This is a genomic window from Rahnella sp. PCH160 (genome assembly GCF_047784855.1).
Lineage (GTDB): Bacteria > Pseudomonadota > Gammaproteobacteria > Enterobacterales > Enterobacteriaceae > Rahnella.
This window is the reverse complement of the sequence record NZ_JBLOGT010000001.1, coordinates 3,671,873-3,697,862: the sequence shown is the minus strand read 5'-3', so window position 1 is coordinate 3,697,862 and position 25,990 is coordinate 3,671,873. Positions and strand designations below refer to the sequence as shown.

Annotated in this window: 21 protein-coding genes; 16 read left to right on the top strand and 5 right to left on the bottom strand. The window is 53.6% G+C overall.

The genetic code is table 11. From position 1 onward, the window contains the following. Nucleotides 1-10 precede the first annotated feature (10 nt). The 4 genes from ACM5QY_RS16940 (at nucleotide 11) to ACM5QY_RS16925 (ending at nucleotide 4,098) form a co-directional block, all read left to right on the top strand. The gene (locus ACM5QY_RS16940; protein WP_416122912.1) at nucleotides 11-874 is read left to right on the top strand and encodes an ABC transporter permease; all 864 of its coding nucleotides are present in this window, start codon (nucleotides 11-13) and stop codon (nucleotides 872-874) included. Further along, nucleotides 864-1,769, top strand: coding sequence for an ABC transporter ATP-binding protein (locus ACM5QY_RS16935; protein ID WP_416121894.1), 906 nt, complete (start codon nucleotides 864-866; stop codon nucleotides 1,767-1,769). The genes ACM5QY_RS16940 and ACM5QY_RS16935 overlap by 11 nt, the downstream gene beginning before the upstream one ends. Next, a complete protein-coding gene (locus ACM5QY_RS16930; protein ID WP_416121893.1) occupies nucleotides 1,762-2,439 on the top strand; it encodes an ABC transporter ATP-binding protein in 678 nt (225 codons plus the stop codon). Before ACM5QY_RS16935 ends, ACM5QY_RS16930 begins: the two co-directional genes overlap by 8 nt. Nucleotides 2,440-2,859: 420 nt before the next feature. Then, entirely contained in the window at nucleotides 2,860-4,098 is a 1,239-nt protein-coding gene (locus ACM5QY_RS16925) for an IS110 family RNA-guided transposase (RefSeq protein WP_416121892.1), read from the top strand. 90 nt (nucleotides 4,099-4,188) lie between these two features. Here ACM5QY_RS16925 and ACM5QY_RS16920 read toward each other — a convergent pair. The 3 genes from ACM5QY_RS16920 to ACM5QY_RS16910 all read right to left on the bottom strand — a co-directional run bounded on the left by ACM5QY_RS16920 (nucleotide 4,189) and on the right by ACM5QY_RS16910 (nucleotide 7,104). Next, nucleotides 4,189-5,300 (bottom strand): IS3 family transposase gene (locus tag ACM5QY_RS16920; RefSeq protein WP_416120170.1). Its coding sequence is split into 2 segments (ribosomal slippage): nucleotides 4,189-5,039 and nucleotides 5,039-5,300, totalling 1,113 coding nucleotides; the frame shifts between segments, so codons are not numbered across the junction. A gap of 79 nt (nucleotides 5,301-5,379) precedes the next feature. Then, nucleotides 5,380-5,811: a bifunctional diaminohydroxyphosphoribosylaminopyrimidine deaminase/5-amino-6-(5-phosphoribosylamino)uracil reductase RibD gene (locus tag ACM5QY_RS16915; protein ID WP_416121891.1), complete on the bottom strand. Its 432-nt coding sequence runs from the start codon at nucleotides 5,809-5,811 to the stop codon at nucleotides 5,380-5,382. Between the two features lie 573 nt (nucleotides 5,812-6,384). After that, nucleotides 6,385-7,104: an alpha/beta fold hydrolase gene (locus tag ACM5QY_RS16910; RefSeq protein ID WP_416121890.1), complete on the bottom strand. Its 720-nt coding sequence runs from the start codon at nucleotides 7,102-7,104 to the stop codon at nucleotides 6,385-6,387. A gap of 470 nt (nucleotides 7,105-7,574) precedes the next feature. On the opposite strand from ACM5QY_RS16910, the gene ACM5QY_RS16905 reads away from it, so the two are divergent. From ACM5QY_RS16905 to ACM5QY_RS16895, 3 genes are all read left to right on the top strand, one after another. Further along, nucleotides 7,575-9,152 carry an ABC transporter substrate-binding protein gene (locus tag ACM5QY_RS16905; protein ID WP_416121889.1) on the top strand — a complete coding sequence of 526 codons (1,578 nt, stop codon included), beginning with the start codon at nucleotides 7,575-7,577 and terminating at the stop codon, nucleotides 9,150-9,152. Between the two features lie 134 nt (nucleotides 9,153-9,286). After that, on the top strand, nucleotides 9,287-9,934 hold the full coding sequence (locus ACM5QY_RS16900; protein WP_416121888.1) for a DUF998 domain-containing protein: 648 nt from the start codon (nucleotides 9,287-9,289) through the stop codon (nucleotides 9,932-9,934). 74 nt (nucleotides 9,935-10,008) lie between these two features. Continuing rightward, nucleotides 10,009-11,712, top strand: coding sequence for a chloride channel protein (locus ACM5QY_RS16895; RefSeq protein WP_416121887.1), 1,704 nt, complete (start codon nucleotides 10,009-10,011; stop codon nucleotides 11,710-11,712). A 12-nt stretch (nucleotides 11,713-11,724) separates the two neighbouring features. On the opposite strand, the gene ACM5QY_RS16890 is transcribed toward ACM5QY_RS16895, so the two are convergent. Continuing rightward, on the bottom strand, nucleotides 11,725-12,744 hold the full coding sequence (locus ACM5QY_RS16890; RefSeq protein ID WP_416121886.1) for a transporter: 1,020 nt from the start codon (nucleotides 12,742-12,744) through the stop codon (nucleotides 11,725-11,727). A 385-nt stretch (nucleotides 12,745-13,129) separates the two neighbouring features. Here ACM5QY_RS16890 and ACM5QY_RS16885 point away from each other — a divergent pair, with 385 nt between their 5' ends. From ACM5QY_RS16885 to ACM5QY_RS16860, 6 genes are all read left to right on the top strand, one after another. Continuing rightward, complete coding sequence (locus tag ACM5QY_RS16885; protein WP_416121885.1) at nucleotides 13,130-16,906, top strand: nitrate reductase subunit alpha; 3,777 nt, start codon at nucleotides 13,130-13,132, stop codon at nucleotides 16,904-16,906. Continuing rightward, nucleotides 16,903-18,438, top strand: coding sequence for a nitrate reductase subunit beta (gene narH / locus ACM5QY_RS16880; RefSeq protein ID WP_416121884.1), 1,536 nt, complete (start codon nucleotides 16,903-16,905; stop codon nucleotides 18,436-18,438). Before ACM5QY_RS16885 ends, narH begins: the two co-directional genes overlap by 4 nt. Then, the gene (gene narJ, locus ACM5QY_RS16875; RefSeq protein WP_416121883.1) at nucleotides 18,438-19,160 is read left to right on the top strand and encodes a nitrate reductase molybdenum cofactor assembly chaperone; all 723 of its coding nucleotides are present in this window, start codon (nucleotides 18,438-18,440) and stop codon (nucleotides 19,158-19,160) included. The genes narH and narJ overlap by 1 nt, the downstream gene beginning before the upstream one ends. After that, complete coding sequence (gene narI, locus ACM5QY_RS16870) at nucleotides 19,157-19,837, top strand: respiratory nitrate reductase subunit gamma (protein ID WP_416121882.1); 681 nt, start codon at nucleotides 19,157-19,159, stop codon at nucleotides 19,835-19,837. Before narJ ends, narI begins: the two co-directional genes overlap by 4 nt. Nucleotides 19,838-19,932: 95 nt before the next feature. Then, nucleotides 19,933-20,172, top strand: coding sequence for a hypothetical protein (locus tag ACM5QY_RS16865; protein ID WP_416121881.1), 240 nt, complete (start codon nucleotides 19,933-19,935; stop codon nucleotides 20,170-20,172). Between the two features lie 168 nt (nucleotides 20,173-20,340). Further along, entirely contained in the window at nucleotides 20,341-21,213 is an 873-nt protein-coding gene (locus ACM5QY_RS16860; RefSeq protein WP_416121880.1) for a D-amino-acid transaminase, read from the top strand. A gap of 690 nt (nucleotides 21,214-21,903) precedes the next feature. Here the strand turns inward: ACM5QY_RS16860 and ACM5QY_RS16855 are convergent. Further along, entirely contained in the window at nucleotides 21,904-22,608 is a 705-nt protein-coding gene (locus ACM5QY_RS16855; RefSeq protein ID WP_416121879.1) for a DUF2461 domain-containing protein, read from the bottom strand. Nucleotides 22,609-22,852: 244 nt separating this feature from the next. On the opposite strand from ACM5QY_RS16855, the gene ACM5QY_RS16850 reads away from it, so the two are divergent. The 3 genes from ACM5QY_RS16850 to ACM5QY_RS16840 all read left to right on the top strand — a co-directional run bounded on the left by ACM5QY_RS16850 (nucleotide 22,853) and on the right by ACM5QY_RS16840 (nucleotide 25,565). Next, entirely contained in the window at nucleotides 22,853-23,377 is a 525-nt protein-coding gene (locus ACM5QY_RS16850; RefSeq protein ID WP_416121878.1) for a hypothetical protein, read from the top strand. A gap of 14 nt (nucleotides 23,378-23,391) precedes the next feature. Further along, complete coding sequence (locus ACM5QY_RS16845; protein ID WP_416121877.1) at nucleotides 23,392-23,697, top strand: hypothetical protein; 306 nt, start codon at nucleotides 23,392-23,394, stop codon at nucleotides 23,695-23,697. Nucleotides 23,698-23,852: 155 nt separating this feature from the next. Beyond that, nucleotides 23,853-25,565 (top strand): ABC transporter ATP-binding protein, encoded by a 1,713-nt coding sequence (locus ACM5QY_RS16840; protein ID WP_416122911.1) that lies wholly within the window; start codon nucleotides 23,853-23,855, stop codon nucleotides 25,563-25,565. Nucleotides 25,566-25,990: the final 425 nt, after the last annotated feature.

Sequence of the window (25,990 nt, the reverse complement as noted above, 5' to 3'; positions counted from 1 at the left end):
GACACAACACATGATCCCTGAACAACCGACGCAGGTTGACGCTGAGCCGAACGTCTGGAAGCCCGCGCGTCGTATCACCGCGCTCTCCATCGGCCTGGTGCTGGTCGCCATTCTGGTGCTGACCGCGCTGCTCGCGCCGCTGCTTGCGCCGTTTGACCCCAATATTCAGCACATCGAATTACGTCTGCTGCCGCCGTCCGTCGGGCACTGGCTGGGCACCGACGGTTTTGGCCGCGACCTGCTTTCCCGCGTGATTTACGGTGCGCGCCCGACGCTGCTGCTGGTGTCACTGATCCTGATCCTGACCATTCCGGTGGGGCTTCTCATCGGCATCAGCGCCGGTTATATCGGTGGCTGGTACGAGCGCATTCTGATGCGTCTGACCGACATCGTGATGTCATTGCCGAGTCTGGTGATGGCGCTGGCGCTGGTCGCTATTATGGGGCCGGGGCTGATGAACGGCGCGCTGGCGCTGGCTTTTACCAGCTGGCCGCCGTTTGCGCGTCAGGCGCGGGCGGAAACGCTGGCGCTGCGCCGCAGTGATTATCTGGCGGCGGCAAGAATGCAGGGCATCGGCGGTTTGCGCCTGATGTTCGGCCATATTCTGCCGCTGTGTCTGCCAAGCGCGGTCGTGCGTGCGGCGCTCAGCCTCGGCGGCATCATTCTGGCGTCTGCCGGTCTGGGTTTCCTCGGTATGGGCATTCAGCCACCGACCGCCGAATGGGGCTCGATGGTTGCCGAAGGCAGTAAAGTGATTTTCGACCAGTGGTGGGTAGCGGCTGCGCCGGGTGGCGCCATTCTGTTTGCCAGCCTGGCTTTCAACCTGCTGGGCGACGGCCTGCGTGACAAAATGGATCCACGACATGGCAACTGATGCACAAACGCTTCATCAGCAACACAACCATCAAAAAACGCAGCATACCGACCGGCTGACGGCGAAAGATCTCACCATTTATCTGCCGGGTGAACGTCCGCTGGAACTGGTGAAATCGCTTTCCCTGAGCGTCGGGCAGGAACGTGTGGCGCTGGTGGGGGAATCGGGTTCCGGTAAATCCCTGACCGCGCGTGCCCTGATGGGATTACTGCCGCACCCGTGCCAGCTGCGCGCCTCACAGCTGACGCTGGGCGAACACGATCTGACCCGGCTGAAAGAACGCGAGTGGAGCAAGTTACGCGGTAACCGCGTTTCGATGGTGATGCAGGATCCGAAACACGCGCTGAATCCGACGCAGAAAATCGGCAAGCAGGTGGAAGAACCGCTGCGCCTGCATACGCGCCTTGGCCGCAAAGAGCGGCAGGAAAAAGTCGCGGATATGCTCAACGCCGTCGGCCTGCCGAATCCGGCCTTCCTGCAACAGCAATATCCGCATCAGCTTTCCGGCGGGATGGGGCAGCGCGTAATGCTGGCGATTGCGCTGATCAACGATCCGCAGTGGCTGATTGCCGATGAACCGACGTCCGCGCTGGATTTCGACATGCGCGAACAGGTTCTCGGGCTGATTGAACGCTTAGTGGAACAGCGCAACATGGGCCTGATTCTGATCAGCCACGACCTGCAACAGGTTGCGCACCACTGCGAGCGCGTGCTGGTGATGTACAAGGGGGAGTTGCTGGATGAACTGCCGGCAGACCAGCTGGCGCAGGCCACGCATCCGTACACACACACGCTGTGGTCATGCCGTCCGAGTAAATTTACGCACGGAGAACGCCTGCCGGTGCTGGATCGCGCACTGCTGGCGTCACTGAAAAAGGAACCTCGCCATGAGTGAAATCGTTGCGGAGCTGAACAAGCTGAGCGTTTCGCACCGTCAGGGCCACGACGTCCGTACCGTGGTGCATAACGTCAGCCTGACGATCAATAAAGGCGAATGTTTCGGTCTGGTCGGGCCGTCCGGTTGCGGCAAATCCTCCTTGCTGTGGGTACTCGCCGGGCTGAACGGCAACTGGGACGGCAGCCTGACGCTGCTGGATCACAAAGTGAAACCGGGCAAACCGTTCACCGGTAGCCTGCGCCGTGACGTGCAGATGGTGTTTCAGGATCCGTATGCGTCTCTGCATCCGAAACACAAGCTGCTGCGTACGCTGGCGGAGCCGCTGAAAATCCTCAAAGAGCAGGATATCGAGCCAAAAATTGCCGAAGGTTTTCGTCAGGTCGGGCTGGATCCGGCACTGATGAACCGCTATCCGCACCAGCTTTCCGGCGGCCAGCGTCAGCGCGTGGCGATTGTGCGTGCGCTTTTGCTGAAACCCAAACTGCTGCTGCTCGATGAACCGACCTCCGCGCTGGATATGTCGGTGCAGGCGGAAATCCTCAATCTTCTGAATGACCTGAAAACGACCAGTGATCTGACGATGATTCTGGTGAGCCACGATGCGGATGTGATTGATCATATGTGTGATCGCGCGGTGCATATGGCGAAGGGGTACGTGTTGAGCTGATGGCTTGAGCCGCCTTGCTTGTTTAAATTCAAGGTCAAATTCAAAACCATGGGCGTCGACATAAGGCCATTTTTCAGAACAACACTGAGCCGCCTTGCTCCTCCCCCTGCGAAGGGGGAGCAACTGTCTTGTGCGTGGCTATGAGACCGAGATTATTGGTGAGTTCAAACTTTGACAGTCAGCTATGAGCGAACTATAGTCATTCGCACCCTGAGAATTACACTATTAAGTGATTCAGGGTATGCGCTTGCTGGTTACGAATATTGAGCGAGAATCACGTGATGATCGCCGCTTTTCTTTCGAGCCAGTAGGTGCTCCACGTTCGCTAACGAATACTCAGGGCATGCAGATAAACTGCTGGCTATATTTCTTTCGAAGAGCGTGGAATGCATACCAATCCCCGATAAAAAGGAGTTGGTGATGACTGTGACTAATCAATTTGCTGCGCACGTTGGTCTGGACTGGGCGGATAAAAAACACGATGTCTGTGTTCAGTTTAAAAACGGTGAACGCGTATTCGATGTGATTGAACATACAGCAGAAGCGCTTGATGCCTGGCTTACTGAGTTACACCAGAAGGTAAAAGGCAGAATCGCCATAGCTCTCGAGCTGAAGAAGGGCCCCGTGGTATATGCTCTTCAAAAATATCCCTTTATCACCGTTTTCCCCGTCCACGCTTTGTCCCTGGCTCGTTACCGTCAAGCCTTCTCGCCCAGCGGCGCTAAAGATGACCCGCAGGATGCAGAGCTGGCATTAGAGTTAATGCTGCGTTATCCCCAAAAGATAAAAGCTATTGAACCCGACAATGCGGATATTCGCTTACTTCAGCAACTGGTTGAGCAACGTCGTCAGTTGGTTGAAGACAAACGCCGCTTTGTGAATCGCCTCATCAACACGCTTAAACAGTATTATCCTCAGCCACTGGAGTGGTTCTCACATCGGGGTAGCTTACTTTTGTGTGAGTTGATTATCCGGTGGCCCAGTCTGCAACAACTGAAACGAGCCAGGCGCGACACGACCCGAAATTTTCTGAATGCCAGAGGTGGCCGCGCAATGGCCCTTACCGAGCAACGTGTTGCGAGTATTGATAATGCGATCCCATTGACGACAGACCCGAGTGTTATAGAGGCTAATGCTTTGATGGCAACAGCACTGGCGACACAAATTAAAGTCGTGAGTGAAATCATCAAAACCTATGACGAACGAATCGAAACGCTGTTTGACACATTGCCAGATGCGGGGCTGTTCAAATCACTTCCGGGCATGGGGCCGTGTATGGGCCCACGGATGCTTGCTGCACTTGGTGATAACCGTGACCGGTTTAACAGCGCTGAAGAAATTCAAAACTATGCAGGTATTTCACCGGTGACCGAACGAAGTGGCCAGAAATCATGGGTTCACTGGCGATGGCAATGTGCCAAGTTCGTCAGGCAGACCTTTGTCGAATGGGCTGCGAAGACGATTAACTCATCATACTGGGCCAGACTTTATTATCAGGGACTGCGAGAAAAAGGAAAATCTCACCAGTCTGCAATCCGGGCTCTTGCCTTCAAATGGATAAGGATCATTTACCGCTGCTGGAAGACCAGAACCCAGTACGACGAAGCAAAATATTTGCTGGCTCTCGAAGCGCGACACTCGCCCTTACTGAAGCCATAAAAAGCTTGTCGAATGTCTCAGGGCGTGAAGCGGACCTTTAGCTGATACAGTTCTGTTATGTCCATACGGCCTATTGTAAGTAACCCAGCTTTAGTTCCACACACTTTTTGAGATTTCCGGTTTCTCAGCCATCAGCCGGTATTCTTCCGGTGTCAGGTTATTCAGGGATTCATGGGGCCGCTCACTGTTATATTCATTCAGCCAGCGCTCCGTTATTTCCCGTGCTTCATTCAGTGTTCTGAACAGATAAAAATCCAGTATTTCGGTCCGGTATGTTCGGTTAAACCGTTCTATAAACGCATTCTGTGTTGGCTTACCCGGCTTGATAAATTCCAGCATCACGCCATGCTCTTCGGCCCATTGCGCCAGAGCCAGTGATATCAGTTCCGGTCCGTTATCCATCCGCATCTTCAGCGGATATCCACGGTTTGCCACGACCCTGTCCAGCACTCTCACGACCCTCTGCGCCGGGATATTCAGGTCAATTTCGATCGCCAGTGCTTCGCGGTTAAAATCATCCACCACGTTGAAGGTCCGGAAGCGCCTGCCGCACACCAGAGCATCGTGCATAAAATCGATGGACCAGCTCTGGTTCATCGCCTCTGGCGTCGCCAGCGGAGCCGGATTACGCAGCGGCAGGCGCTTTTTTCCCTTACGGCGAAAATTCAGTTTCAGCAGGCAGTAAATACGGTGAACCCTTTTATGGTTCCATGTATTGCCCTGCCTGCGCAGCACCTGAAAAAGCTTTTTAAATCCGTATCGCGGATAGCGTTCAGCCGCCACGGTCAGCGCCATAATCACCGGCTCATCACGTCGCGTATCCGGCTGATAACGAAATACCGTCCTGCTCAGCGACAATGTCCTGCATGCCTGGCGTAAGCTCATGGCAAACTGCGCGGTCAGATAGCTGACCAGCTCACGCTTTATCGCTGGTTTTAAAGCTTTTTTTCAATAACGTCTTTCAGGGCGCGGCACTCGAGACTCAGGTCCGCAAACATCTGTTTCAGCCGGCGGTTTTCATCCTCAAGATCCTTCATCTTTTTGATATCAGAGGCTTCCATGCCGCCGAACTTCGCTTTCCAGTTGTAGTACGAGGCCTCAGAGATCCCGGCCTCGCGGCAGACATCCTTAACGGTGCGTCCGGCTTCGACGGACTTCAGAACGGCGATGATCTGGTGTTCGGTGAATCGTGCTTTGCGCATGGCGATCTCCTCCGGGGACATAATCAGTATGCCGGAAGATCTCTAAAAGTGAATGGTCCGGTTTACCGGGATACTTACACTATGACTTCGCCAGATAAAGGGATAGAAAATTCTCTACCTCTTGTTTACCAATGCCTAGCGTAAAGCTGACCCCTGCATTTTTTAAAATTCTGAGTCCTTCTCCACGGTTTCTAGGATGCGGGTCTTCCATGGCTACATAGACATGGCGTGGTTTCAGTTTAGCAAGTGTCAAGGCACAGGAGGGGGTTCTTCCTTGATAGGAGCAGGGTTCAAGTGTGACAAAGATTTCACATTCACCAATTGGGACCGTTAGTTTTGAAATGGCGTCTATCTCTGCGTGATGATGGCCTGGAAGTTGAGTGAAGCCTTCGGAAACCACCGCACTTTTATGGACAATCACGCACCCTACAGGTGGATTTGGTCTGCAGCAAGGTAATGCTTGACGTGATTTTTCAAGCGCTAACAACATGAATTCTAAATTTTCGCTCATCCGCTTTTATGCCCAAATATGTAAATCATAGACTTAAGATTTTCAAACCATCTGGCATGAATGTCCATTATTTAGATTAATTACTCATCAGCTATGACAACCACTCGTAAATTAACTCATACGGACCGTTTGATACTTCGGCTTCTGGCACAAAGCGGCCCGTCATGCCTGCTTAAAAAACAGGCATATTGCTTCCCTCAAATCTCCCCACAGTTCAGCTCATGCAAGCTCAACTATTTGCGAAAGATTTTAATTCTGTTCACGACACTACAATAGACCACGACAACGTTGCTCTAAAGACCCTCTCTGTACGCCAGTTTTTGCCGTGAGATCATAGTTACCTTCTCTGTAAATGTGGCCTGCAACGGGTACGAATGGTTCATCATTTTCGTATGTAATGATTTTAGGTTGAACTCATAGCCAAAAGCGGACATGAATAATGTCATGCGAAAAAGGTCTAGGGGTGTGAATCGATTAGCGGTGAACGCCGGGCTACCAAAGGATCTGCTTCAGCCTAAAGCGACAGGTCAATGTTCACAAGGTCCTACTATGCCCGACGTTGCATCTACGCATCTACAGTGTGCGGAGGAATTCAATCATCCTCGCGCTGACTTGTTCGGCGGCCTCCTGTTGTAACCAGTGCCCAGCATGCGGAATTACATGAGAACCACGAAGGTTTGAAGCGAGCCGCGACATACCTGCGATTATGTCCTTCATCCCCGGCATTGCCAAACCTGTGTCGCGCTCCCCGACCATATAGAGGGCTGGCACATTTACCTGCACACCATCGAAAGCTCCTTGAAACTCCCAATTCCTGTCCAGATTGCGGTAGTAATTCAATCCGCCCTGAAAGCCCGAGTGTTTGAAGGCTTGTACGAACACGTCCAAGTCTTCATTGGACAGCCAATTTGGCAGTTGAGCAGGCTCAGGTAACGAGGCAAGGTAACCATGCTGTTTAGAGACCATGCCGAAGGGATTGGGCGAACTCTCGTTGCGTTTGCCGACATTCCCAGAAGCACCAAAGTAGATTTTTCTTAAGGTTGTTGCGATATCATTCTCAAGCTCGGCTTTCGCTAGATTTGGCTGAGCAAAATAATGTGTGTAGAACCACGCTAGTTCGTTCTGTGGAAACAGGCGGCTCGGCATCATTGGTGCCCGTCCCATCAGAGGCACTCCAAGGGCAACGACCTCATCATTACTGGTACTAAATGACGAGAACTCTCCTGTGCCTGCGATATCTAGCGACGACTTAGCAATATCGATACCTATACAGTGTTGATCTGGCTGACTCATGGTGCCCCTCCTTACGATACGAATTTGATTTCATACAACTGTTCGGGCTAGTGATGAGTGGCTTAGTCCATGCGCTAAACGCTTGCAGGCGGGCTTAGCGCCCTTGGGTTCGCACGTGCTGCATGAACCTCGCCAAATCTGACAATACCTGGTTTAAGCCAACTTCAAGATATAAGGTCGGGAGGGGGTTTAGCAGACGAAAATACTGCCCGTGCAAACTTCAGCTCACGAATTCGCCATTAATACCCCACCCCAACCCTCCCCTTCGCAGGGGAGGGAGCCGATCGAGTTTTGCCTCCAGTTCAGGCGTTTTAATGCCATCTCCGTAGTCCTGTTTTTTCTCATCAAGTCTGTTTAAGTTTTCTTAATCTATTTTATTAAAATACAAAGCTTTATTTCATGGTTCTGGCCTTGTCGTTGCCCCTCTACACTCGAAAAAACTGTCTTTTCACCTGTGGAGATCGACCTCAATGAAAGTACGTGTTCCTTCCCTGTTATTCCTGCTGATGATGGCCGTGACCCGCGTGGATGCAGCGACGCCAAAAGATACGCTGGTCGTCGCGGGTTCGCTTGAAGGCATTATCAGCCTGGATCCGGCGGAAAGTTTTGAAACCGTCAGTTCCGGCAATCTGGTTAACCTGTATCAGCAACTGGTGCAGTCCGACCGGCAGCATCCGGATAAGCTCGACCCGGACGCCGCTGCCAGCTGGCAACCGGGGCCGGATGCGCACAGTCTGATCTTCACCCTCAAACCGGGTCAGAAGTTTTCCAGCGGTAATCCGGTGACTGCGGAGGATGTGATTTATTCGTTTGCCCGCGTGGTGAAACTCAATAAAAGCCCGTCGTTTATTCTCGGCGAACTGGGCTGGACGCCGGAAAACGTTGACGGCAATCTGAAAAAAATCGCGGACGATAAAGTGCAGCTTAGCTGGCCTGCCGATATCGGCAGCGGGCTGGTGCTGAGCATTCTCTCCGCGCCGGTCGCCGGCATTGTGGACAGCAAATTGCTGAAAGAACACGTCGATCAGAACGATTTCGGTAACAGCTGGCTGCGTTCACGTTCAGCGGGCAGCGGCGCGTTTGAAGTGCGCAGCTATGTGCCGCATGAAGCGTTGATTTTCAAACGTAACCCGAACGCCAAACCGCTGGCGAAACTCGAGAATGTGCTGTTTAAAAACGTGGGCGACCCGTCCACGCGCCGTCTGCTGGTCGTGAATGGCGATGCGGACGTGGCTTACGATTTGGGGGCGGATCAGTTCAGTTCGCTGCAAAAAGAGAAGGGCGTTCACGTTGCGCAATTCCCGGCAGCCAAAGTGTTCTATCTGGCCTTTAACGTTGGCGATACCACGCAACCGGCGCTGGCAAACCCTGCGCTGTGGGAAGCGGCGCGCTGGTTGGTCGATTATCAGGGGATTTCTACCGACCTGCTGAAAGGCCAGTACGGTATTCATCAGACCTTCCTGCCGGACGGTTTAGCCGGCGCGATTGACGATCAGCCATTTAAATACGATGTCGCCAAAGCCAAAGCGATTCTGAGCAAAGGCGGGATTGCGCCGGGCACCAAAATCGATTTAATCGTGATCAACCAGCCACCGTATTCTGATATTGCGCAGGCATTACAGGCCAGTTTCGCCAAAGCAGATATTAATTTAGTGGTGCATCCGCTGGTGGAAAGTGACGTGCTGACCCGTATGCGGGCGCATAAATTCCAGTCGATCTTCACTTACTGGGGTGCGGATTACCTTGACCCGAACACCAACGCCAGCACCTTTGCCTATAACGTGCCAAACGGCCCGAAAACGCTGGCGCAACGCATTCAGTGGGTGATCCCGGAAATCAGCAAACAAACGCGTGCGGCGGCGGCGGAATCGGATCCGACCAAACGCAAAGCGCTGTACGCCGATTTACAACGTGAACTGCAAAAAAACTCGCCGTTTGTAGTGGCGCTGCAAAGTAAATTGCTGGTGGCCATCCGCGATAACGTGAAAGGCGCAAGCCAGAACGTGGCGGGCAGCCAGTTGTATCTGGATACGGTGACGAAGGAATAATATCGCCAGGGGATAACACCGGTTGTTATCCCCGTTCAGCAGGATTATGAGCGCGCCATTAAGCGTTAAAAATGCGAAGCCTGAAGCTCTTTTGTCCTAGTATTATGTCATTCCCCGAAAGTCTTAAGGCTTCAATGCAAATCAACCTGATATGGCAAAAAACCGGCGCGGTGTGTTTCGCCCTCGGCGGGATCCTGTATTTACTGGCTGAAAAAATCAGTTCAACGGGCTGGCGCGATCCTTTCTATTCTTATCTGCATAATTACATCAGCGATTTGGGCATTGCCTCGTGCGGGATGACGCCTGACGGCAGAAATATTTGTTCACCACTGCATAACGTGATGAACGCCGGTTTTGCGGTGGAAGGGATTCTGTTCTTTATGGCCTGCTGGCTGCTACGCCCGATATTTAACGGTGCGAGTCGCCACGTATTTCTCTTTTCCGGCCTGCTGCACGGTATTGGCGGCGTGCTGATTGCCCTGTTCCACAGCGGCGGCAGCACGGGCGGGGTGACTCTCCATCAGGCGGGCGCGGTGCTGGCAATTGCGGGCGGAAATGTGTGTTTGCTGTCAGCCGGCTGGATGAAATTTCACAGCACAGGATGGCGGAAGTTTTCACTTTTCAGCCTGATTTTGGGCTGTCTCGGGCTGGTCAGTATGCTGACGATATCGTTCGATATGTTACCCACCGGTCTGATTGAGCGGATGTCGGTTTATCCCATCACGCTATGGCAGATATTCACCGGACTCTGGATCCTGTCGTTCAGAACGCAACGTGCGTAAAACCCGAAAATTTCGCGGTTTTGTTGTAAATTGATACTCTTACCGCCCGCCCACGTTCAGACCACTGAGACCTTATGAGCCTGAAAGCCCTCAATCTTGAATCCCTGCAAAAGAGCGACCTGATTAATTTGCTGATTGCCATTCCCGCCGGGATTGTTGCTGCACTGGTCACCATTGCGTTTCGTGGGGCGATTTCCGGCATAAATGGTCTGATGTTTGCCGACGGCAGCGATATCACCAAAGCGTTCAGCGAATACCCGAGGCTCATCTGGCCGGTCATTACCACTGCGGGCGGCGTGATCGCCGGATTCATTTTGTTGTGGGCGCTGCGCCATGAAAGCAAGCACGGTAAAATGCCGGATTATCTCGATGTGATTGACCAGCGTTTACCGGGGATCCCGGTGGTCAGTACGCTGTTGCGCGGGTTTTCGTCGCTGGCGAGTATTGCCAGCGGAGGCTCTATCGGGCGTGAAGGCGCGATGGTTCAGCTTTCCGCACTGAGCGGCAGTTTGCTCGGCCGCTTCTCGCGTTTTAAGGGCGTTCATCAGTCCGACATTATCGCCATGGCCGCTGCGGGCGGGCTGGCGGCGGTGTATCACGCGCCTTTTGCCGGGGCTTTGTTTGTTGCCGAAATCGCGTTTGGCGTGACGGCCGTTCAGCGGCTGATCCCGCTGTTTATTTCAGCGTCGGTGGCGGTGCTGACGGTGCGTTCACTGACCGATTACGCGCCGCTTTATCTGTATTCTTCCGTATCGTTCAGCCCGTCGTTTGGCGCGATTTTCACCGTGCTGTTTATCGGCGTGGCGACGGGTATTCTCGGGCCGTTATTCATTTCATCAATCGATAAAGTCCGCGAATGGATGAAACCCATTTCCCATCCGGCGTTGCGCCTCGGGCTGGGTGGTCTGGGCGTCGGGCTGGTGGCGATGATCTCCCCGCTGGTGCTGGGCAACGGCTTTGAAGTGATTGATTTAATCCTCAATAACGGCGATTTACAGACGCCACTGCTGATGCTGCTGGTGCTGAAAATCGTGGCGACGGCGATCACCATTGGTTCCGGCGCAGTCGGCGGTTTGTTTACGCCCTCGTTGCTGATTGGCGCGGCGGGCGGGGCGCTGGTGTGTACTTTCCTGCAATGGCTGGGGTTTGATCCCGGCCCGGTCGGGCTGTATGCCGCCATCGGCATGAGTGCGCTGCTGGCGGCAACCAGCCATGCGCCGCTGATGTCGATCATGATGGCGTTTGAAATGACGCTCAACAGCTCGCTGTTGTTCCCGCTGATGCTGGCGACGGCGATTTCTTACGTAGTCGCGTCACGGCTGAAAGTGGGCGGAACCTATCCGGTACTGACGCGCCACAATGCCCGCTTCGTCGCGAGAAATGCGTTTGAATACAGCACGGTGGCCTCGCTGATTACGCCGTGCTCAAAAATGTACGTCGACGCCACGCTTTCGGAAGTGGTGAGCGAAGGGCTGAAACAGCGCACGCGGTATGTGTACGTGGTGGACAGGGAAGAGCGTTTTCTCGGCGTGGTGCCTACCAATGTGGTGGCCAGCGGGATTATTGACGGCAGCCTGAAAGCTGACAGCGCGATTGACCCGTTTATCGAGCAGGAATTCACCACGCTCTTTCAGCACGCCAGCTACGAACAGGCCTGGGCGATGTTCAGCAATTCACCGCTGGAACGCCTGCCGGTGCTGGAAAACGCCGAATCACGCCGCTTACTGGGCGTGATCACCAAAGCCGCATTGCTCAGTAAAGCCAAAGACTTCCTTTAAATGCGGCAAAAGCTAACCGTCGTCGCGGCGCTTAAACGCATACCAGCCCGCCAGCAGGGTGAACAACCCGACGATGACCACCAGCAGGATAAAACCGTGGTGATTGCTGGCGAGCGGGATTCCCCCCACGTTCATGCCGAAAAAGCCCGCCACAATATTGATGGGCAGTGCCAGAACGGTGATGACGGTCAGCACGTAGAGCGTCCGGTTGCTTTGTTCCATCTGGCGCGAGGTGATTTCTTCCTGAAGCAGCCGGATACGTTCGGTCAGCGCAATCAGGTCATTGAGGACAACCGAAAATTCCTCGGCAAACTGACGTAAATCCTGCACCACGCCGGGCGCAATCCAGGCGGGCGGGCGGTTGAGCAGACGGAAAAGCGCCGTCGGTTCCGGCGCCAGTAAACGCTGAAAGCGTAAAAGCATCCGCCGTAAACGCCCAAGATTGGCGCGGTTCTTTTTCACGTGATGACTGAGCAGGCGCTCTTCGATGGTGTCCACGTACTGATTGGCGCGGCGCACGATTTGTTCCAGCAAATCTTCCTGTTCTTCCAGCAGATGTACCAGCAGTGCGGTCGGCGAACCGATGTTCAGCGTTTCCAGCCGCTTAAACAAACGCTCAATGAGCCTGACCGGTTTGTGCCGCGCCGTCACCACCAGTTGCTGATGGCAACTGAGCCACAGCGTGGATGTTTCATCGCTGGTTTCATTGGGGTGAAAAATGACGTCGTTGAGCACGGCGAGCAGGGTGTCATCGAGCCGCTCAATGCGCGTACTGCGTGACCCTTCGCGGATTTCTTCAAAGAAGACTTCGCCGACGGAAAAGTGTTTTTTCAGCCATTTTTCTGACATGGCGTGATTGAGATTGACGTGGATCCAGACAAATCCTTTGTCGTGACAGATTTCCTGATAGGCCTCCTGCACCTGTTTGGAAGAAACGCGTTCAGGTTGCCTGTCGGGGCGAAAAACGAAGCCGTAAATCATACCGGTCACTTCATCGTTGAAATTAAGTACGGCGGGTTTTTCTGTCTGCATGAAGAGATTCTGGTGGCTAAAAACAGGTGCCCCCATTACGCCAGCAATCCGGATAAATACAATAACCGGAATGCTAATTTCACAATTCTGTCATATTCCCCGCGCCTTACCCCCAATTTTCCAGCCTGGCCTTAAATCTGACTCATTCCCCATAGTTATTACTTTTATTTATTAATAATCAATGAATTATACAAAAACCGAAGAGTACCACTTTGGGGGTATTTTACGCTGTATAAATATTTACATGACGGCTGGGCGTTGATCGCAATCAAGTAGCGCACTCCCGCGCGTGAATACCCTGAGCCTAAATTGAGCAATGAAGTTGTATTCCCCGCCATTCACATAATGACAAAGCGCCTCAGGCCTTTGCACAGGAGAGTCCCGGATGAGCAAGTTTCTTGACCGGTTTCGCTATTTCAAACAGCGAGCTGAACCTTTCGCTGACGGCCACGGCCAGACGCTGAATACCAATCGTGACTGGGAAGACGGCTACCGCAGCCGCTGGCAGCACGACAAAGTGGTCCGTTCCACGCACGGTGTGAACTGCACCGGTTCATGTAGCTGGAAGATTTACGTCAAAAACGGGCTGGTCACCTGGGAAACCCAGCAGACCGATTATCCGCGAACCCGTCCTGACTTGCCGAATCACGAACCGCGCGGTTGTCCGCGTGGCGCAAGTTATTCCTGGTATCTCTACAGCGCCAACCGCCTGAAATACCCGCTGATGCGCAAAAAGCTGATCCAGCTGTGGCGCGAAGCCAAGCTGACCTACAGCGATCCGGTGGATGCCTGGGGTTCGATTATTAATCAGCCTGAAAAAGCCAAAGAATACAAAGCAGCGCGCGGACGCGGCGGTTTTGTCCGTTCGAGCTGGCAGGAAGTGAATGAGCTGATTGCGGCGTCCAACGTTTATACCGCCAAAACCTTTGGCCCTGACCGTATTATCGGTTTCTCGCCCATTCCGGCGATGTCGATGGTCTCTTACGCCTCCGGCGCGCGTTATCTGTCGCTGATTGGCGGCGTGTGTCTGAGCTTCTACGACTGGTATTGCGATTTGCCTCCGGCTTCGCCGCAGACCTGGGGCGAACAGACCGACGTGCCGGAATCGGCTGACTGGTACAACTCTTCTTATATTATTGCCTGGGGTTCCAACGTTCCGCAGACCCGTACGCCGGACGCCCACTTCTTCACCGAAGTGCGTTACAAAGGCACCAAAACGGTGGCAATAACGCCGGACTACGCTGAAATCGCCAAGATTTGCGATCAGTGGCTGGCGCCAAAACAAGGCACCGACAGCGCGCTGGCGCTGGCCATGGGCCATGTGATCCTCAAATCCTTCCATATCGACAATCCAAGCCAGTACTTCACTGATTACGTGCGCCGTTACACCGACATGCCTATGCTGGTGATGCTCGAACCGCGCGAAGACGGTTCTTATGCCGCTGGCCGAATGCTGCGTGCGTCCGATCTGGTGGACAACCTCGGGCAGGAAAATAACCCGCAGTGGAAAACCATCGCCTTTGATGAAAACACCGGCGAACTGGTTTCTCCGCTGGGTTCTATCGGTTACCGCTGGGGCGAAAAAGGCCGGTGGAATCTGGAGTCACGCGAAGGCAAGGAACATAAAGACGTCAGCCTGCAACTGAGCCTGCTGGATAATCACGACGACGTGGTCAACGTCGGTTATCCGTACTTCGGCGGGGCGGTCAGCGAACATTTCAACAGCGTGGCGCTGGATGAAATTCTGATGCACAAACTGCCGGTGAAACGCCTGCAACTGGCCGACGGCACCACCGGTCTGGTGGCGAGCGTTTACGATCTGACGCTGGCAAACTACGGCATCGAACGCGGCCTGAATGACGAAAACTGTGCGCAGAGCTTTGACGAAATCAAAGCCTACACGCCCGCCTGGGCCGAGAAAATCACCGGCGTGTCGCAGCAAAACATCGCGCGTATCGCGCACGAATTTGCCGATAACGCCAACAAAACCCACGGTCGTTCGATGATCATCGTGGGTGCCGGGATGAACCACTGGTATCACCTCGACATGAACTATCGCGGCCTGATCAACATGCTGATCTTCTGCGGCTGCGTCGGTCAGAGCGGCGGCGGCTGGGCTCACTATGTCGGCCAGGAAAAACTGCGTCCGCAAACCGGCTGGCAACCGCTGGCATTTGGCCTCGACTGGCAGCGCCCGCCACGCCAGATGAACAGCACCTCGTTCTTCTATAACCATTCCAGCCAGTGGCGCTATGAAACCGTCGCGCCGCAGGAACTGTTATCCCCGCTGGCGGATAAATCTAAATTCACCGGCAGCATGATTGATTTCAACGTGCGCGCCGAGCGGATGGGCTGGTTGCCATCTGCGCCGCAGCTCAACGTGAACCCGCTGCACATCGCGGCACAGGCGAAAGCCGCCGGGCAAACGCCGGCTGATTTCACCGTCGCTGCCCTGAAAGACGGCAGCGTGCGTTTCGCCGCTGAACAGCCGGACAACCCGCAGAACTTCCCGCGTAACCTGTTCGTCTGGCGCTCCAACCTGCTGGGTTCTTCCGGTAAAGGCCACGAGTACATGCTGAAATATCTGCTGGGCACCGAACACGGTATTCAGGGAGACGATTTGGGCATTCAGGGCGGCGTGATGCCGGAAGAAGTCGAATGGCAGGCGCAGGGCGGCGAAGGCAAACTGGATCTGGTGGTGACACTCGATTTCCGGATGTCCAGCACCTGTCTGTATTCCGACATCGTTCTGCCGACAGCCACCTGGTACGAAAAAGACGACATGAACACCTCGGATATGCATCCGTTTATTCATCCGCTGTCTGCGGCCGTTGACCCGGCGTGGGATTCCAAAAGCGACTGGGAAATCTACAAAGGTATCGCCAAAGAGTTCTCACGGGTTTGCGTCGGGCATCTGGGCGTGGAAACCGACGTGGTCACGCTGCCGATCCAGCACGATTCTGCCGCCGAACTGGCGCAGCCGCTGGGCGTGGAAGACTGGAAAAAAGGTGAATGCGACCTGATCCCGGGACGTACCGCGCCGCATCTGATGACCGTTGAACGCGATTACCCGAATACGTATGAGCGTTTCACCTCAGTCGGGCCCTTGCTGGAAAAACTCGGTAACGGCGGTAAAGGCATCAGCTGGAACACCGACAGCGAAGTTGAACTGCTGAAAAAACTGAACTACACCAAGGCCGATGGCGCAGCGAAAGGGCGGCCGTGCATCGAAACGGCCATCGACGCCGCCGAAGTGATCCTGACGCTGGCACCGGAAACCAACGGTCAGGTTGCCGTGAAAGCCTGGGCCGCGCTGAGTGCCAACACCGGCCGCGACCACACGCATCTGGCGCTGAATAAAGAAGACGAGAAAATCCGCTTCCGCGATATTCAGGCACAGCCGCGCAAAATCATCTCCAGCCCGACCTGGTCGGGCCTGGAAGACGAACACGTTTCTTACAACGCCTGTTACACCAACGTGCATGAGCTAATCCCGTGGCGCACGCTGTCAGGCCGTCAGCAGATTTATCAGGATCACGAATGGATGCGTGCTTTCGGTGAAAGCCTGCTGGTTTACCGTCCGCCCATCGACACCCGCGCAGCGCAGCCGTTGCTGAATGCGAAACCGAACGGTAACCCGGAGATGGCGCTGAACTTCCTGACGCCGCACCAGAAATGGGGCATTCACTCCACTTACAGCGACAACTTGCTGATGCTGACCTTAGGTCGCGGCGGCCCGATTGTCTGGCTGAGTGAAGACGATGCGACAAAACTGGGTATCGAAGACAACGACTGGATTGAAGCTTTCAACGCCAACGGTTCACTGAGCGCCCGTGCGGTGGTCAGCCAGCGCGTACCGGCGGGGATGACCATGATGTATCACGCGCAGGAACGTATCGTGAACATTCCGGGCTCCGAAATCAGCCAGCAGCGCGGCGGTATTCACAACTCCGTCACCCGCGTTTGCCCGAAACCGACGCACATGATCGGCGGTTATGCGCAGCTGTCTTACGGTTTCAACTATTACGGCACCGTGGGTTCTAACCGCGATGAGTTTGTGATTGTCCGCAAGATGAACCGTATCGACTGGTTAGACGACGAAGGCAACGACTACGTGCAGGCCGCAGTCCTCCCTAAAAAAGCACAGGAGAAAGCCAAATGAAAATTCGTTCACAAGTCGGCATGGTGCTGAATCTCGACAAATGCATTGGCTGCCACACCTGTTCCGTGACCTGTAAAAACGTCTGGACCAGCCGCGAAGGGATGGAATACGCGTGGTTCAATAACGTCGAAACCAAACCGGGCCTGGGTTATCCGCACGACTGGGAAAATCAGGAAAAATGGAAGGGCGGCTGGATCCGTAAAATCAACGGCCAGTTGCAGCCGCGCATGGGCAACAAAGCCAACCTGCTGCATAAAATTTTCGCCAACCCGCACATGCCGGAAATTGACGATTACTACGAACCGTTTGATTTCGATTATCAGCATCTGCACACCGCGAAAGACGGTAAACATCAGCCGGTGGCGCGTCCGCGTTCCCTGCTGACCGGCAAACGCATGAAGAAAATAACCGGCGGCCCGAACTGGGAAGACGATTTAGGCACCGAGTTCAGCAAGCGTTCTGCCGATCAGAACTTTGCCAACATGCAGAAAGAAATGTACGGCGAATTCGAAAACACCTTCATGGCCTATCTGCCACGTTTGTGCGAACACTGCCTGAATCCGGCCTGCGTGGCGACCTGCCCGAGCGGCGCGATTTATAAACGCGGCGAAGACGGCATCGTGCTGATCGACCAGGACAAATGTCGCGGCTGGCGTATGTGCCTGACCGGCTGCCCGTACAAAAAAATCTACTTCAACTGGAAAAGCGGTAAGTCAGAAAAATGTATCTTCTGCTATCCGCGTATCGAAGCCGGTCAGCCGACCGTCTGCTCCGAAACCTGCGTGGGCCGTATCCGCTACCTCGGCGTGGTGTTGTATGACGCCGACCGTATTGCAGAAGCCGCCTCGGTTGAGAACGAGAAAGACCTGTACGAAAGCCAGATGAGCATCTTCCTGGATCCGAACGACCCGGAAGTGATTGCGCAGGCTGAGATCGACGGCATTCCGCTGTCGGTGATGGACGCCGCACGTCAGTCACCGGTTTACAAAATGGCGATTGAGTGGAAGCTGGCGCTGCCTCTGCACCCGGAATATCGCACCTTGCCGATGGTCTGGTATGTGCCACCACTGTCACCGATTCAGTCCGCCGCCGACGCGGGCGCATTACCGCACAGCGGTGTGCTGCCGGATGTCGAAAGCCTGCGGATTCCGGTGCAATATCTGGCCAACCTGCTGACCGCAGGTGACCCGGAGCCGGTGCTGCGTGCCCTGAAACGTATGCTGGCGATGCGCCATTTCAAACGTGCAGAAAGCGTGGACGGCGTGGTGGATACATCCGCGCTGGAGCAGGTCGGGCTGACGGCTGCACAGGCGGAAGAAATGTACCGCTATCTGGCGATTGCTAACTACGAAGACCGTTTCGTGGTGCCATCGAGCCACCGTGAACAGGCGCGCGAAGCGTTCCCGGAAGCGAAAGGCTGTGGTTTCAGCTTTGGCGACGGTTGCCACGGCAGCGATACCAAATTCAACCTGTTTAACAGCAAACGCATCGATGCTATCGACATTGGCGCGAAAACCGAAAGGAAAGGCTAATGAACAGTTTACGACTGATTGGTTTATTGCTGGATTATCCGTCAGAAGATCTCTGGCTGCACAAGATGGAACTGCTTGAAGCCGTGACCACGTCGCCGGAACTTAACCCTGAGCAGCGCCTGGATCTGGCGCTGTACATCACGGATTTCTGCCAGAAAGATTTACTCGACGCGCAGTCGGCCTACACCGGTTTGTTTGACCGTGGCCGCGCGACATCCCTGCTGCTGTTTGAACACGTTCACGGCGAATCCCGCGATCGCGGACAGGCCATGGTGGATCTGATGGAGCAGTACCGCGAAGCCGGTCTGGAAATCGACAGCCGCGAGCTGCCGGATTACCTGCCGCTTTATCTGGAATATCTGACCACGCGTGATGAACAGGAAGCGCGCGGCGGCCTGCGTGATATCGCCCCGATTCTGGCACTGCTGAGCGCCCGTTTGCAGGAACGCGACAGCCATTACGCGGAACTGTTTGATCTGCTGCTGGCGATTTCGGGCAGCGACATCGTCACGGAAAGCGTGCGCGAAGGCATTAAACAGGAAGCGCGCGACGATACGCCTGCTGCACTGGACGCCGTCTGGGAAGAAGAGCAAATCAAATTCCTCGGCGAGCAAAGCTGTGCGAGCGGTGAAGAAGCTGCGCGCCAGAAACACTTCGCCGGTGCGGTTGCGCCACAGTATCTGAACCTTGATGACACGAATGCGGGGGAACCACGCAAATGACTGACTTCCTCAACAACTTTTTCTTCAACATTTACCCGTACCTGTGCGGCACGGTCTTTCTCGCCGGCAGCTGGCTGCGCTATGACTACGGTCAGTACAGCTGGCGCGCGGGCTCAAGCCAGATCCTCGAGAAAAAGATCTTGCGTATTGCCTCGCCGCTGTTCCATGTCGGCATCCTCGGCATTATCGCCGGTCACGCCTTCGGGATGCTGACACCGCACTGGATGTACGAATCCTTCCTGCCGGTGCCGGTGAAACAGCAGATGGCAATGTTTGCCGGTGGCGCGTGTGGTGTGATGACGTTAATCGGTGGCGGCATGTTGCTCTGGCGTCGTCTGAGCAATGAGCGCGTGCGGGCCACGTCAAGCGTTGGCGACATCATGATCATCGCACTGCTGGTGATCCAGTGCGCGCTGGGCCTTGGCACCATTCCGTTCTCCGCCCAACATATGGACGGCAGCGAAATGATGAAACTGGTCGGCTGGGCGCAGTCGGTGGTGACTTTCCACGGTGGTGCGGCAGCGCATCTGGACGGCGTGGCGTTTATTTTCCGTGTGCATCTGGTGCTCGGGATGACGTTATTCCTGCTGTTTCCGTTCTGCCGTCTGGTGCATATCTGGAGCGCGCCGGTGGAATATCTCACCCGACGCTACCAGCTGGTGCGCAACCGTCGCTGAAAATTGGCAGAAGTTGTGAACAGTCTGTTTTGACATAAAAATCAGGGGCGCTATTATGCGCCCTTATCATTATTTTATTGCTCAAGGACGTACTGATGGCCACTCCAAGACAACCTATGACTGTTGCCCGTCGTTTATTACGCAACAGCCTGATTTTACTGGTGATCGGCATTGTCGCCGCGCTTCACGGCCTGATTGTTGGCAGCCCGGAAACCCCGCCGGGTGAAATGGCACCCCAGCTGATGCTCGGTATCTGGTTTATTTTTATGGGTGCGGTAATGGCGCTGATCAGCTGGCTGGTCATCCGTAATAAAAAGAAGAAAGGCCAGATCTGATCGTCTGGCAATCCTCGTGAAAAGCGCTCAACGGAGCGCTTTTTTTATGCGCCGGGCACCCAAAACCTGCGTTACGTCAACATCACCCGCTCAGTTTTCACGCAGTTTATTCTGGTGACTCAGGTAAGCTAATAAAAATCCTATTTCAATTTGGCCAGGAAAAATAACATGACCAGAACGGTATACCTCAATGGGGAGTTTGTTGCCGAGCAGGATGCGAAGGTGTCGGTGTTTGACCGCGGTTTTTTATTCGCGGATGCGGTGTATGAGGTGAGTGCCGTTCTGAATGGCCGGTTACTGGATAACGCCGCCCATCTGGCCCGGCTGGCGCGTTCGTGTCAGTCGCTGGATCTGCGGTTGCCTTGCGCGTTAGGGGATATTGAGAACCTGCAAAACCGGCTCATCGCCGGGAATAATCTGCGCGAAGGGGCGGTTTATCTGCAAATCAGCCGGGGCAACAGCGGTGACCGTGACTTTGATTTTCCCGGTGAAAGTGTCACCCCGACTTTCCTGATGTTCACGCAGGCTCGCCCGCTGATTGATCATCCGAAATCGAAAACCGGCATCCGCATGGTTTCCCTGGATGACATCCGCTGGCAGCGTCGCGACATCAAAACCGTCGGTCTGTTAGCGCCGTGTCTTGCCAAAGAGTATGCGCATAAACACGATGCAGACGACGCGTTGCTGGTCGAAAACGGCCTGATCACCGAAGCCAGTTCCAGCAATGCCTGGATCGTGGATGCCGACGGCACGCTGATCACCCGTCCGCTGAGTACGCACATTCTGCACGGGATCACGCGTCAGGCGCTGCTCGAACTGGCGAAACAAAACGATCTCCGTGTCGAAGAACGTCCGTTCACGCTGGAAGAGGCGCAGAATGCGCGGGAGATTTTCATCAGTTCCGCCACAACGTTTATCTGGCCAGTGGTGAGCCTGAACGGGAAGGTGATCGGGGATGGGAAGCCTGGGGAGGTGACCCGGAAATTGCGGGAGATATATGTTCGGATGGCGGTTGAGGCAACCGGGGGAGTTGGGAGTTAAATTCAACTTCAACTTCAACTTCAACTTCAACTTCAACTTCAAGGTCGTGGGCGTCGGCCCACACCGACCAAAGACCCGGTAACGCGCGGGTCTCTGGACTCTGCGCTTTTTTAACTGCGCGCTGTCGCTGGGTCGACGGACGTGTTCTGTTACTCCAGCATGTGGCGCAAATCCAGGCACTTCGTGCTGCCTTCACTCGGTCTTCGAGCCATAGGTCTCGAAGCCGCTCCGTTCAGCTGGATTTTGAGCGCGCCAGCCCACTTATCTAAAAAGATTAAAACTCGTCTGCTTTTGAATCTAGATAAGCCTCCAGCCGCTTTCAAAAAGCATGCTGAATTACATAGCCAGTGGCCGCTTTCAGAAAGCTTGCTGAATGAGTGTTTCGAGACCGAAAGGCTCGAAGACCGAAATGAAGGTACCGCGCAGCGGCAAGTTTTCGCGGCACTAGCTGTGGCTTCTGAAACATAGCCAGCGAGCGGCAGCGCGCAGTAAAAAAGACGTGGAGAGCCCAGAGAGGGCCCGTCCTGGCCCTCTCTGGTCGGTTTCGGCGCGAAAAGCCATGTGGTCACCGCTCGTGAGAAACCGAAATTTTCTCGATTCCGATTAAAGCCCCCACGGCGAGTGAGAAACCGAAATTTACTCGATCCCTTTAATATCTTAAAGCCCGTTTGGTCGGCGATCCCATGAACATCACTCTTCCCCCAACGACAGTTGATTCCTCTTCATTCCCTCGATCCCGATCAGCATCTGATACAACGGCGCAATGCGCTGAAAATCACGACTTAGGATCCCCACCAGTTCACTAGTCATCACCGGTTCCATATCCATGTGAGAACTCATCAGCGCGAAGGATTTTTTGTTGTACCAGGCCGCGAGCGCCGGATCCTGATCTTTAACCAGCGGGCGTTTATAACTGTCGCCCTCAATGGTGAAATTCGGCTCAATGCATTTCGCCATTTTCAGAAACTCAGCGGGCTTTTTCAGCAGCTGCTGGCGGAAGAGATCCATCGTGGTTTTTGACGCGCTGTAATATCCCAGCCCATAACGCCACCAGTCCTGCCCGAATTCAAAAAAGTACACCGGCGCATCGGTCCAGTTTTTACGGGAACGTTTGAAGGTCAGCCACAGATTGCAGCGGTAGATCGACTTATCGTGAGAAAAACGCGTATCGCGGTGCATTCTGGAAATGGTTTTGCCAATCACCGGACGGGTTTCGAACAAATCGTCGATGACCACCATGTCCTGGCTCAGGTCTGCGACCAGCTTACGCATCGGCTCAAGAAGATGTTCCTGATAAATATCACGATTCTCATCGAACCACTCTTTATTATTGTTCTGACGCAGCGCCTGCAGGAAGTTCAGGCCTGATTGCGTGAAACCGGTAAATTCTCCCATTGTGACCTCTTTATCCTTTGCCAAAAACCAATGAACTGTGTATTTGAACAGTATCGCCGAAGGCCCGGAAGAGATCAAAGGTCAATTCAGTAATCTGTTATTTATCTCATTGATAAATTTTTTCTCAGAGGTGATTGAAAATGATTAACCCTCCGGTTGCGCTGATTCTTTCTTATGGCTAATTTTCAAAGCACGGCAGTGTAATAAAATCCATATCAATGAAAGTGTCCGCAGGAGACATCTGTTGAAATTAAAAATAAGGTCTGTAATAGCGGTGTGTTTCGCTGTCATGATGATTTCCGCATGTACTTCACATAAGTATGACCCGACTCTGGATAATCAGATTACCGCATTCCAGTTAAAGGCCGACCAGCAATTTGTTAGCTGGACTGCGCAGGCGATGGCGGACAATTCGCTTGCGGCTAAACCGGTTGTTGCCTGTCAGGCCGCGCCCGTTATGACGGGGCAACCGCTTTCGCTGATTTCGCCACCTTCTGAATCTGACAGCGCATTCTTTAATTCCGTTGAGACGGATTTATCAATGATTGAGCTACGAACCAGAATCTTGAATAATAATCCCGCCATCGGCCAGCAGATGTCTGGGCTGAGAAATATTTTTTATCAGATTAAATATAAAAGGCAGCACTGTTCGCAATACGACTCGCCAGCCTATATCAATATTCAGAGAAAACAAATTTCCGCTATTTTACAGGCAATGCTGATATACCAGTTGGTCTTAAAAAATGGCGCTACTACAACGCAAAATTAATCGGGGTGATAAAAATGAGTGATATCTTTCAATTAAGAGACAGCGCAATTAATGCGGCAAAAAACTCACTGGGTACTAACTGGAATACCGTTGTAAACGGCGCGGTGCCGCAAATTGAAGCGCTGCTTCAGCTTGCCTGGGAGATTGAAAAGGGGAAAAGCAACTTTCGGTCGGGTGAGTATGAGTCTTTACTGGCGTCACAAAAATCTACTTTCGTGGCGGTGCTGACTACTTACGAAGCCATCACGGAAGAGATGGCCTGGCAGGCACTGAATGCAGCATTCGGCGTCATTTTAAGCGGGGTACACAAACTTATATAAGGCCGGATGGCATGGAGGACACCGCTCATCATTTACCGAAGCCAATGATTCTGAAGAACAAAGTAGTAACTGAACCAAAAACCTCTTTATCGATAACCGTTTTCATTTAGACTGACGGACTTGCCCATTTTGGGCCGTCTCAATGAGGATGCATGATGCTCCGCCGTTTTTTCGCTTATTACGCGCCTTATAAAAAACTGTTCTTGCTCGACTTCGGATGCGCAATCCTCGCCGGATTGCTGGAACTGGGTTTTCCGATGGCGATCAAAACCTTCATCGATAAACTTCTCCCTGCCCACGACTGGGTGCTGATCATCGGCGCGACGGTCGGATTGCTGCTGATCTACCTGTTTAACACTGCGCTGATGGCGATTGTGAACTACTGGGGGCACGCGCTGGGCGTCGGCATTGAAACCGACATGCGGCGTCAGGCTTTCAGCCATTTACAGAAACTCTCTTTCCGTTATTACGACAACACCAAAACCGGCCACATCATTACGCATGTGACCAAGGATCTGGAAGAAGTCGGAGAAGTCGCGCACCACGGGCCGGAAGACGTGTTTATCGCCGTAATGACCTTTATCGGTGCCTTTATTCTGATGGCGACAGTGCATAGGCAACTGGCGCTGATGACCATCATTATTGTGCCGGCGATGACCTGGATGGTGAGCCGTTACGGGGCGCAAATGACGGAAACCTGGCGGCGGCTGTTCGGGCAGGTGGGGAATTTCAACGCACGTATAGAAGAAAGCATCGGCGGTATTCGCGTAGTGAAAGCGTTCGCCAACGAAGAACATGAGCAGAAACTCTTTGCGTATGACAACAATAAATACCGCACCACCAAACTGAAAGCCTATCAGATCATGACCGCCAGCCTGACGCTGAGCTATCTGAGTACGCGTCTGGTGCAACTGATCGTGATGGTGGCGGGCACCTGGTATGTGATTAATGACCAACTGACCTACGGTGGTTTTGTCGGTTTCCTGCTGCTGGTGGAAGTGTTCTTCCGGCCGGTTGCGAAAATCAGCTCTGTTTTAGAAAGTTATCCGAAAGGCATCGCCGGTTTTAAACGCTTTACACAGCTTATTGATACGGCACCGGATATCGTGGATCGTCCGGGCGCAAAGGTTGTCAGTCATCTGCGTGGCGACATTCTTTACGACAATGTGGTGTTTGGTTATACCCCGGCCAGCAAAATCCTGAACGGGATCACGCTGTCGATTAATGCCGGTGAAACGCTGGCGTTTGTCGGGCCGTCCGGTGCGGGGAAAACCACGCTGTGCTCACTGCTGCCACGTTTCTATGAGATTGACAGCGGTAGTATCTCCATCGATGGTATTGATATCCGTGATATGACGCAAACCTCGCTACGCCACAACATCGGTATTGTGCAGCAGGATGTCTTCCTGTTTGGCGGCACCATCCGCGAAAACATTGCCTACGGCAAGCTCGATGCCAGCGAAGACGAAATCCGTCTGGCCGCCAGCCGCGCGCGTCTTGATGATGTGATTGATGCGCTGCCGCTGGGGATGGACACGGTTATTGGTGAGCGGGGCGTTAAACTCTCCGGCGGGCAGAAACAGCGGCTTTCCATTGCCCGTATTTTCCTCAAGAATCCGCCGATCCTGATCCTCGATGAAGCCACTTCTGCGCTCGACACCGCCACCGAACAGGCGATTCAGCAATCGCTGGCCGAGCTTTCCGAAGGGCGAACCACGCTGGTGATTGCTCACCGTCTTGCAACGATTCAGAATGCCGACCGCATTATCGTGGTCGATAAAGAAGGCATCGTTGAGCAGGGGACGCATGATTCTCTGCTGGCCCTTCAGGGCCGCTACGCACAACTTCACGCGGCACAGTTTCGTTAATTTTTGTTGCCCTCCTCACTCGTGAGGAGGGTTCTGATGATTCATCAATCCCCTCTGCTGTAAAACCTGCAAATGCGTTCTGACCGGATACCCTTTTTCTTCTTCCCTGAAGTGCTTGCACACATCCCAAAGCCCGTTTTGAATAAATAAAAGCCACTTCTGAAATGTGTGAATATCATTTTTCGTTCAATTTAATCACGTGGGAAATTATTTTTAGAATAAATTTGTCTTTATTTTGCTCAGGCTTTTTATTAAAAATCCGAATGCGGACAAAATTGCGTAGTACAAAAATCTTATGGTGGCATTTTCTATTTATTTGCTAATGAAATTACCACTATAATAATTACCCTGCTATGCACTATTTAAAGGCAAACCCTTTTTTCCTAATGTGAATTCATTAACGATTGTTAACAGATAAAAACCTT

Coding starts and splice junctions, on each gene's coding strand:
- ACM5QY_RS16845 (WP_416121877.1), top strand. CDS start 23,392: ATGAGTGATATCTTTCAATTAAGAGACAGCGCAATTAATGCGGCAAAA.
- narJ (WP_416121883.1), top strand. CDS start 18,438: ATGAACAGTTTACGACTGATTGGTTTATTGCTGGATTATCCGTCAGAA.
- ACM5QY_RS16865 (WP_416121881.1), top strand. CDS start 19,933: ATGGCCACTCCAAGACAACCTATGACTGTTGCCCGTCGTTTATTACGC.
- ACM5QY_RS16905 (WP_416121889.1), top strand. CDS start 7,575: ATGAAAGTACGTGTTCCTTCCCTGTTATTCCTGCTGATGATGGCCGTG.
- ACM5QY_RS16860 (WP_416121880.1), top strand. CDS start 20,341: ATGACCAGAACGGTATACCTCAATGGGGAGTTTGTTGCCGAGCAGGAT.
- narI (WP_416121882.1), top strand. CDS start 19,157: ATGACTGACTTCCTCAACAACTTTTTCTTCAACATTTACCCGTACCTG.
- ACM5QY_RS16940 (WP_416122912.1), top strand. CDS start 11: ATGATCCCTGAACAACCGACGCAGGTTGACGCTGAGCCGAACGTCTGG.
- ACM5QY_RS16885 (WP_416121885.1), top strand. CDS start 13,130: ATGAGCAAGTTTCTTGACCGGTTTCGCTATTTCAAACAGCGAGCTGAA.
- ACM5QY_RS16840 (WP_416122911.1), top strand. CDS start 23,853: ATGCTCCGCCGTTTTTTCGCTTATTACGCGCCTTATAAAAAACTGTTC.
- ACM5QY_RS16935 (WP_416121894.1), top strand. CDS start 864: ATGGCAACTGATGCACAAACGCTTCATCAGCAACACAACCATCAAAAA.
- ACM5QY_RS16910 (WP_416121890.1), bottom strand. CDS start 7,104: ATGAGTCAGCCAGATCAACACTGTATAGGTATCGATATTGCTAAGTCG.
- ACM5QY_RS16915 (WP_416121891.1), bottom strand. CDS start 5,811: ATGAGCGAAAATTTAGAATTCATGTTGTTAGCGCTTGAAAAATCACGT.
- ACM5QY_RS16900 (WP_416121888.1), top strand. CDS start 9,287: ATGCAAATCAACCTGATATGGCAAAAAACCGGCGCGGTGTGTTTCGCC.
- ACM5QY_RS16925 (WP_416121892.1), top strand. CDS start 2,860: ATGACTGTGACTAATCAATTTGCTGCGCACGTTGGTCTGGACTGGGCG.
- ACM5QY_RS16930 (WP_416121893.1), top strand. CDS start 1,762: ATGAGTGAAATCGTTGCGGAGCTGAACAAGCTGAGCGTTTCGCACCGT.
- ACM5QY_RS16890 (WP_416121886.1), bottom strand. CDS start 12,744: ATGCAGACAGAAAAACCCGCCGTACTTAATTTCAACGATGAAGTGACC.
- ACM5QY_RS16855 (WP_416121879.1), bottom strand. CDS start 22,608: ATGGGAGAATTTACCGGTTTCACGCAATCAGGCCTGAACTTCCTGCAG.
- narH (WP_416121884.1), top strand. CDS start 16,903: ATGAAAATTCGTTCACAAGTCGGCATGGTGCTGAATCTCGACAAATGC.
- ACM5QY_RS16895 (WP_416121887.1), top strand. CDS start 10,009: ATGAGCCTGAAAGCCCTCAATCTTGAATCCCTGCAAAAGAGCGACCTG.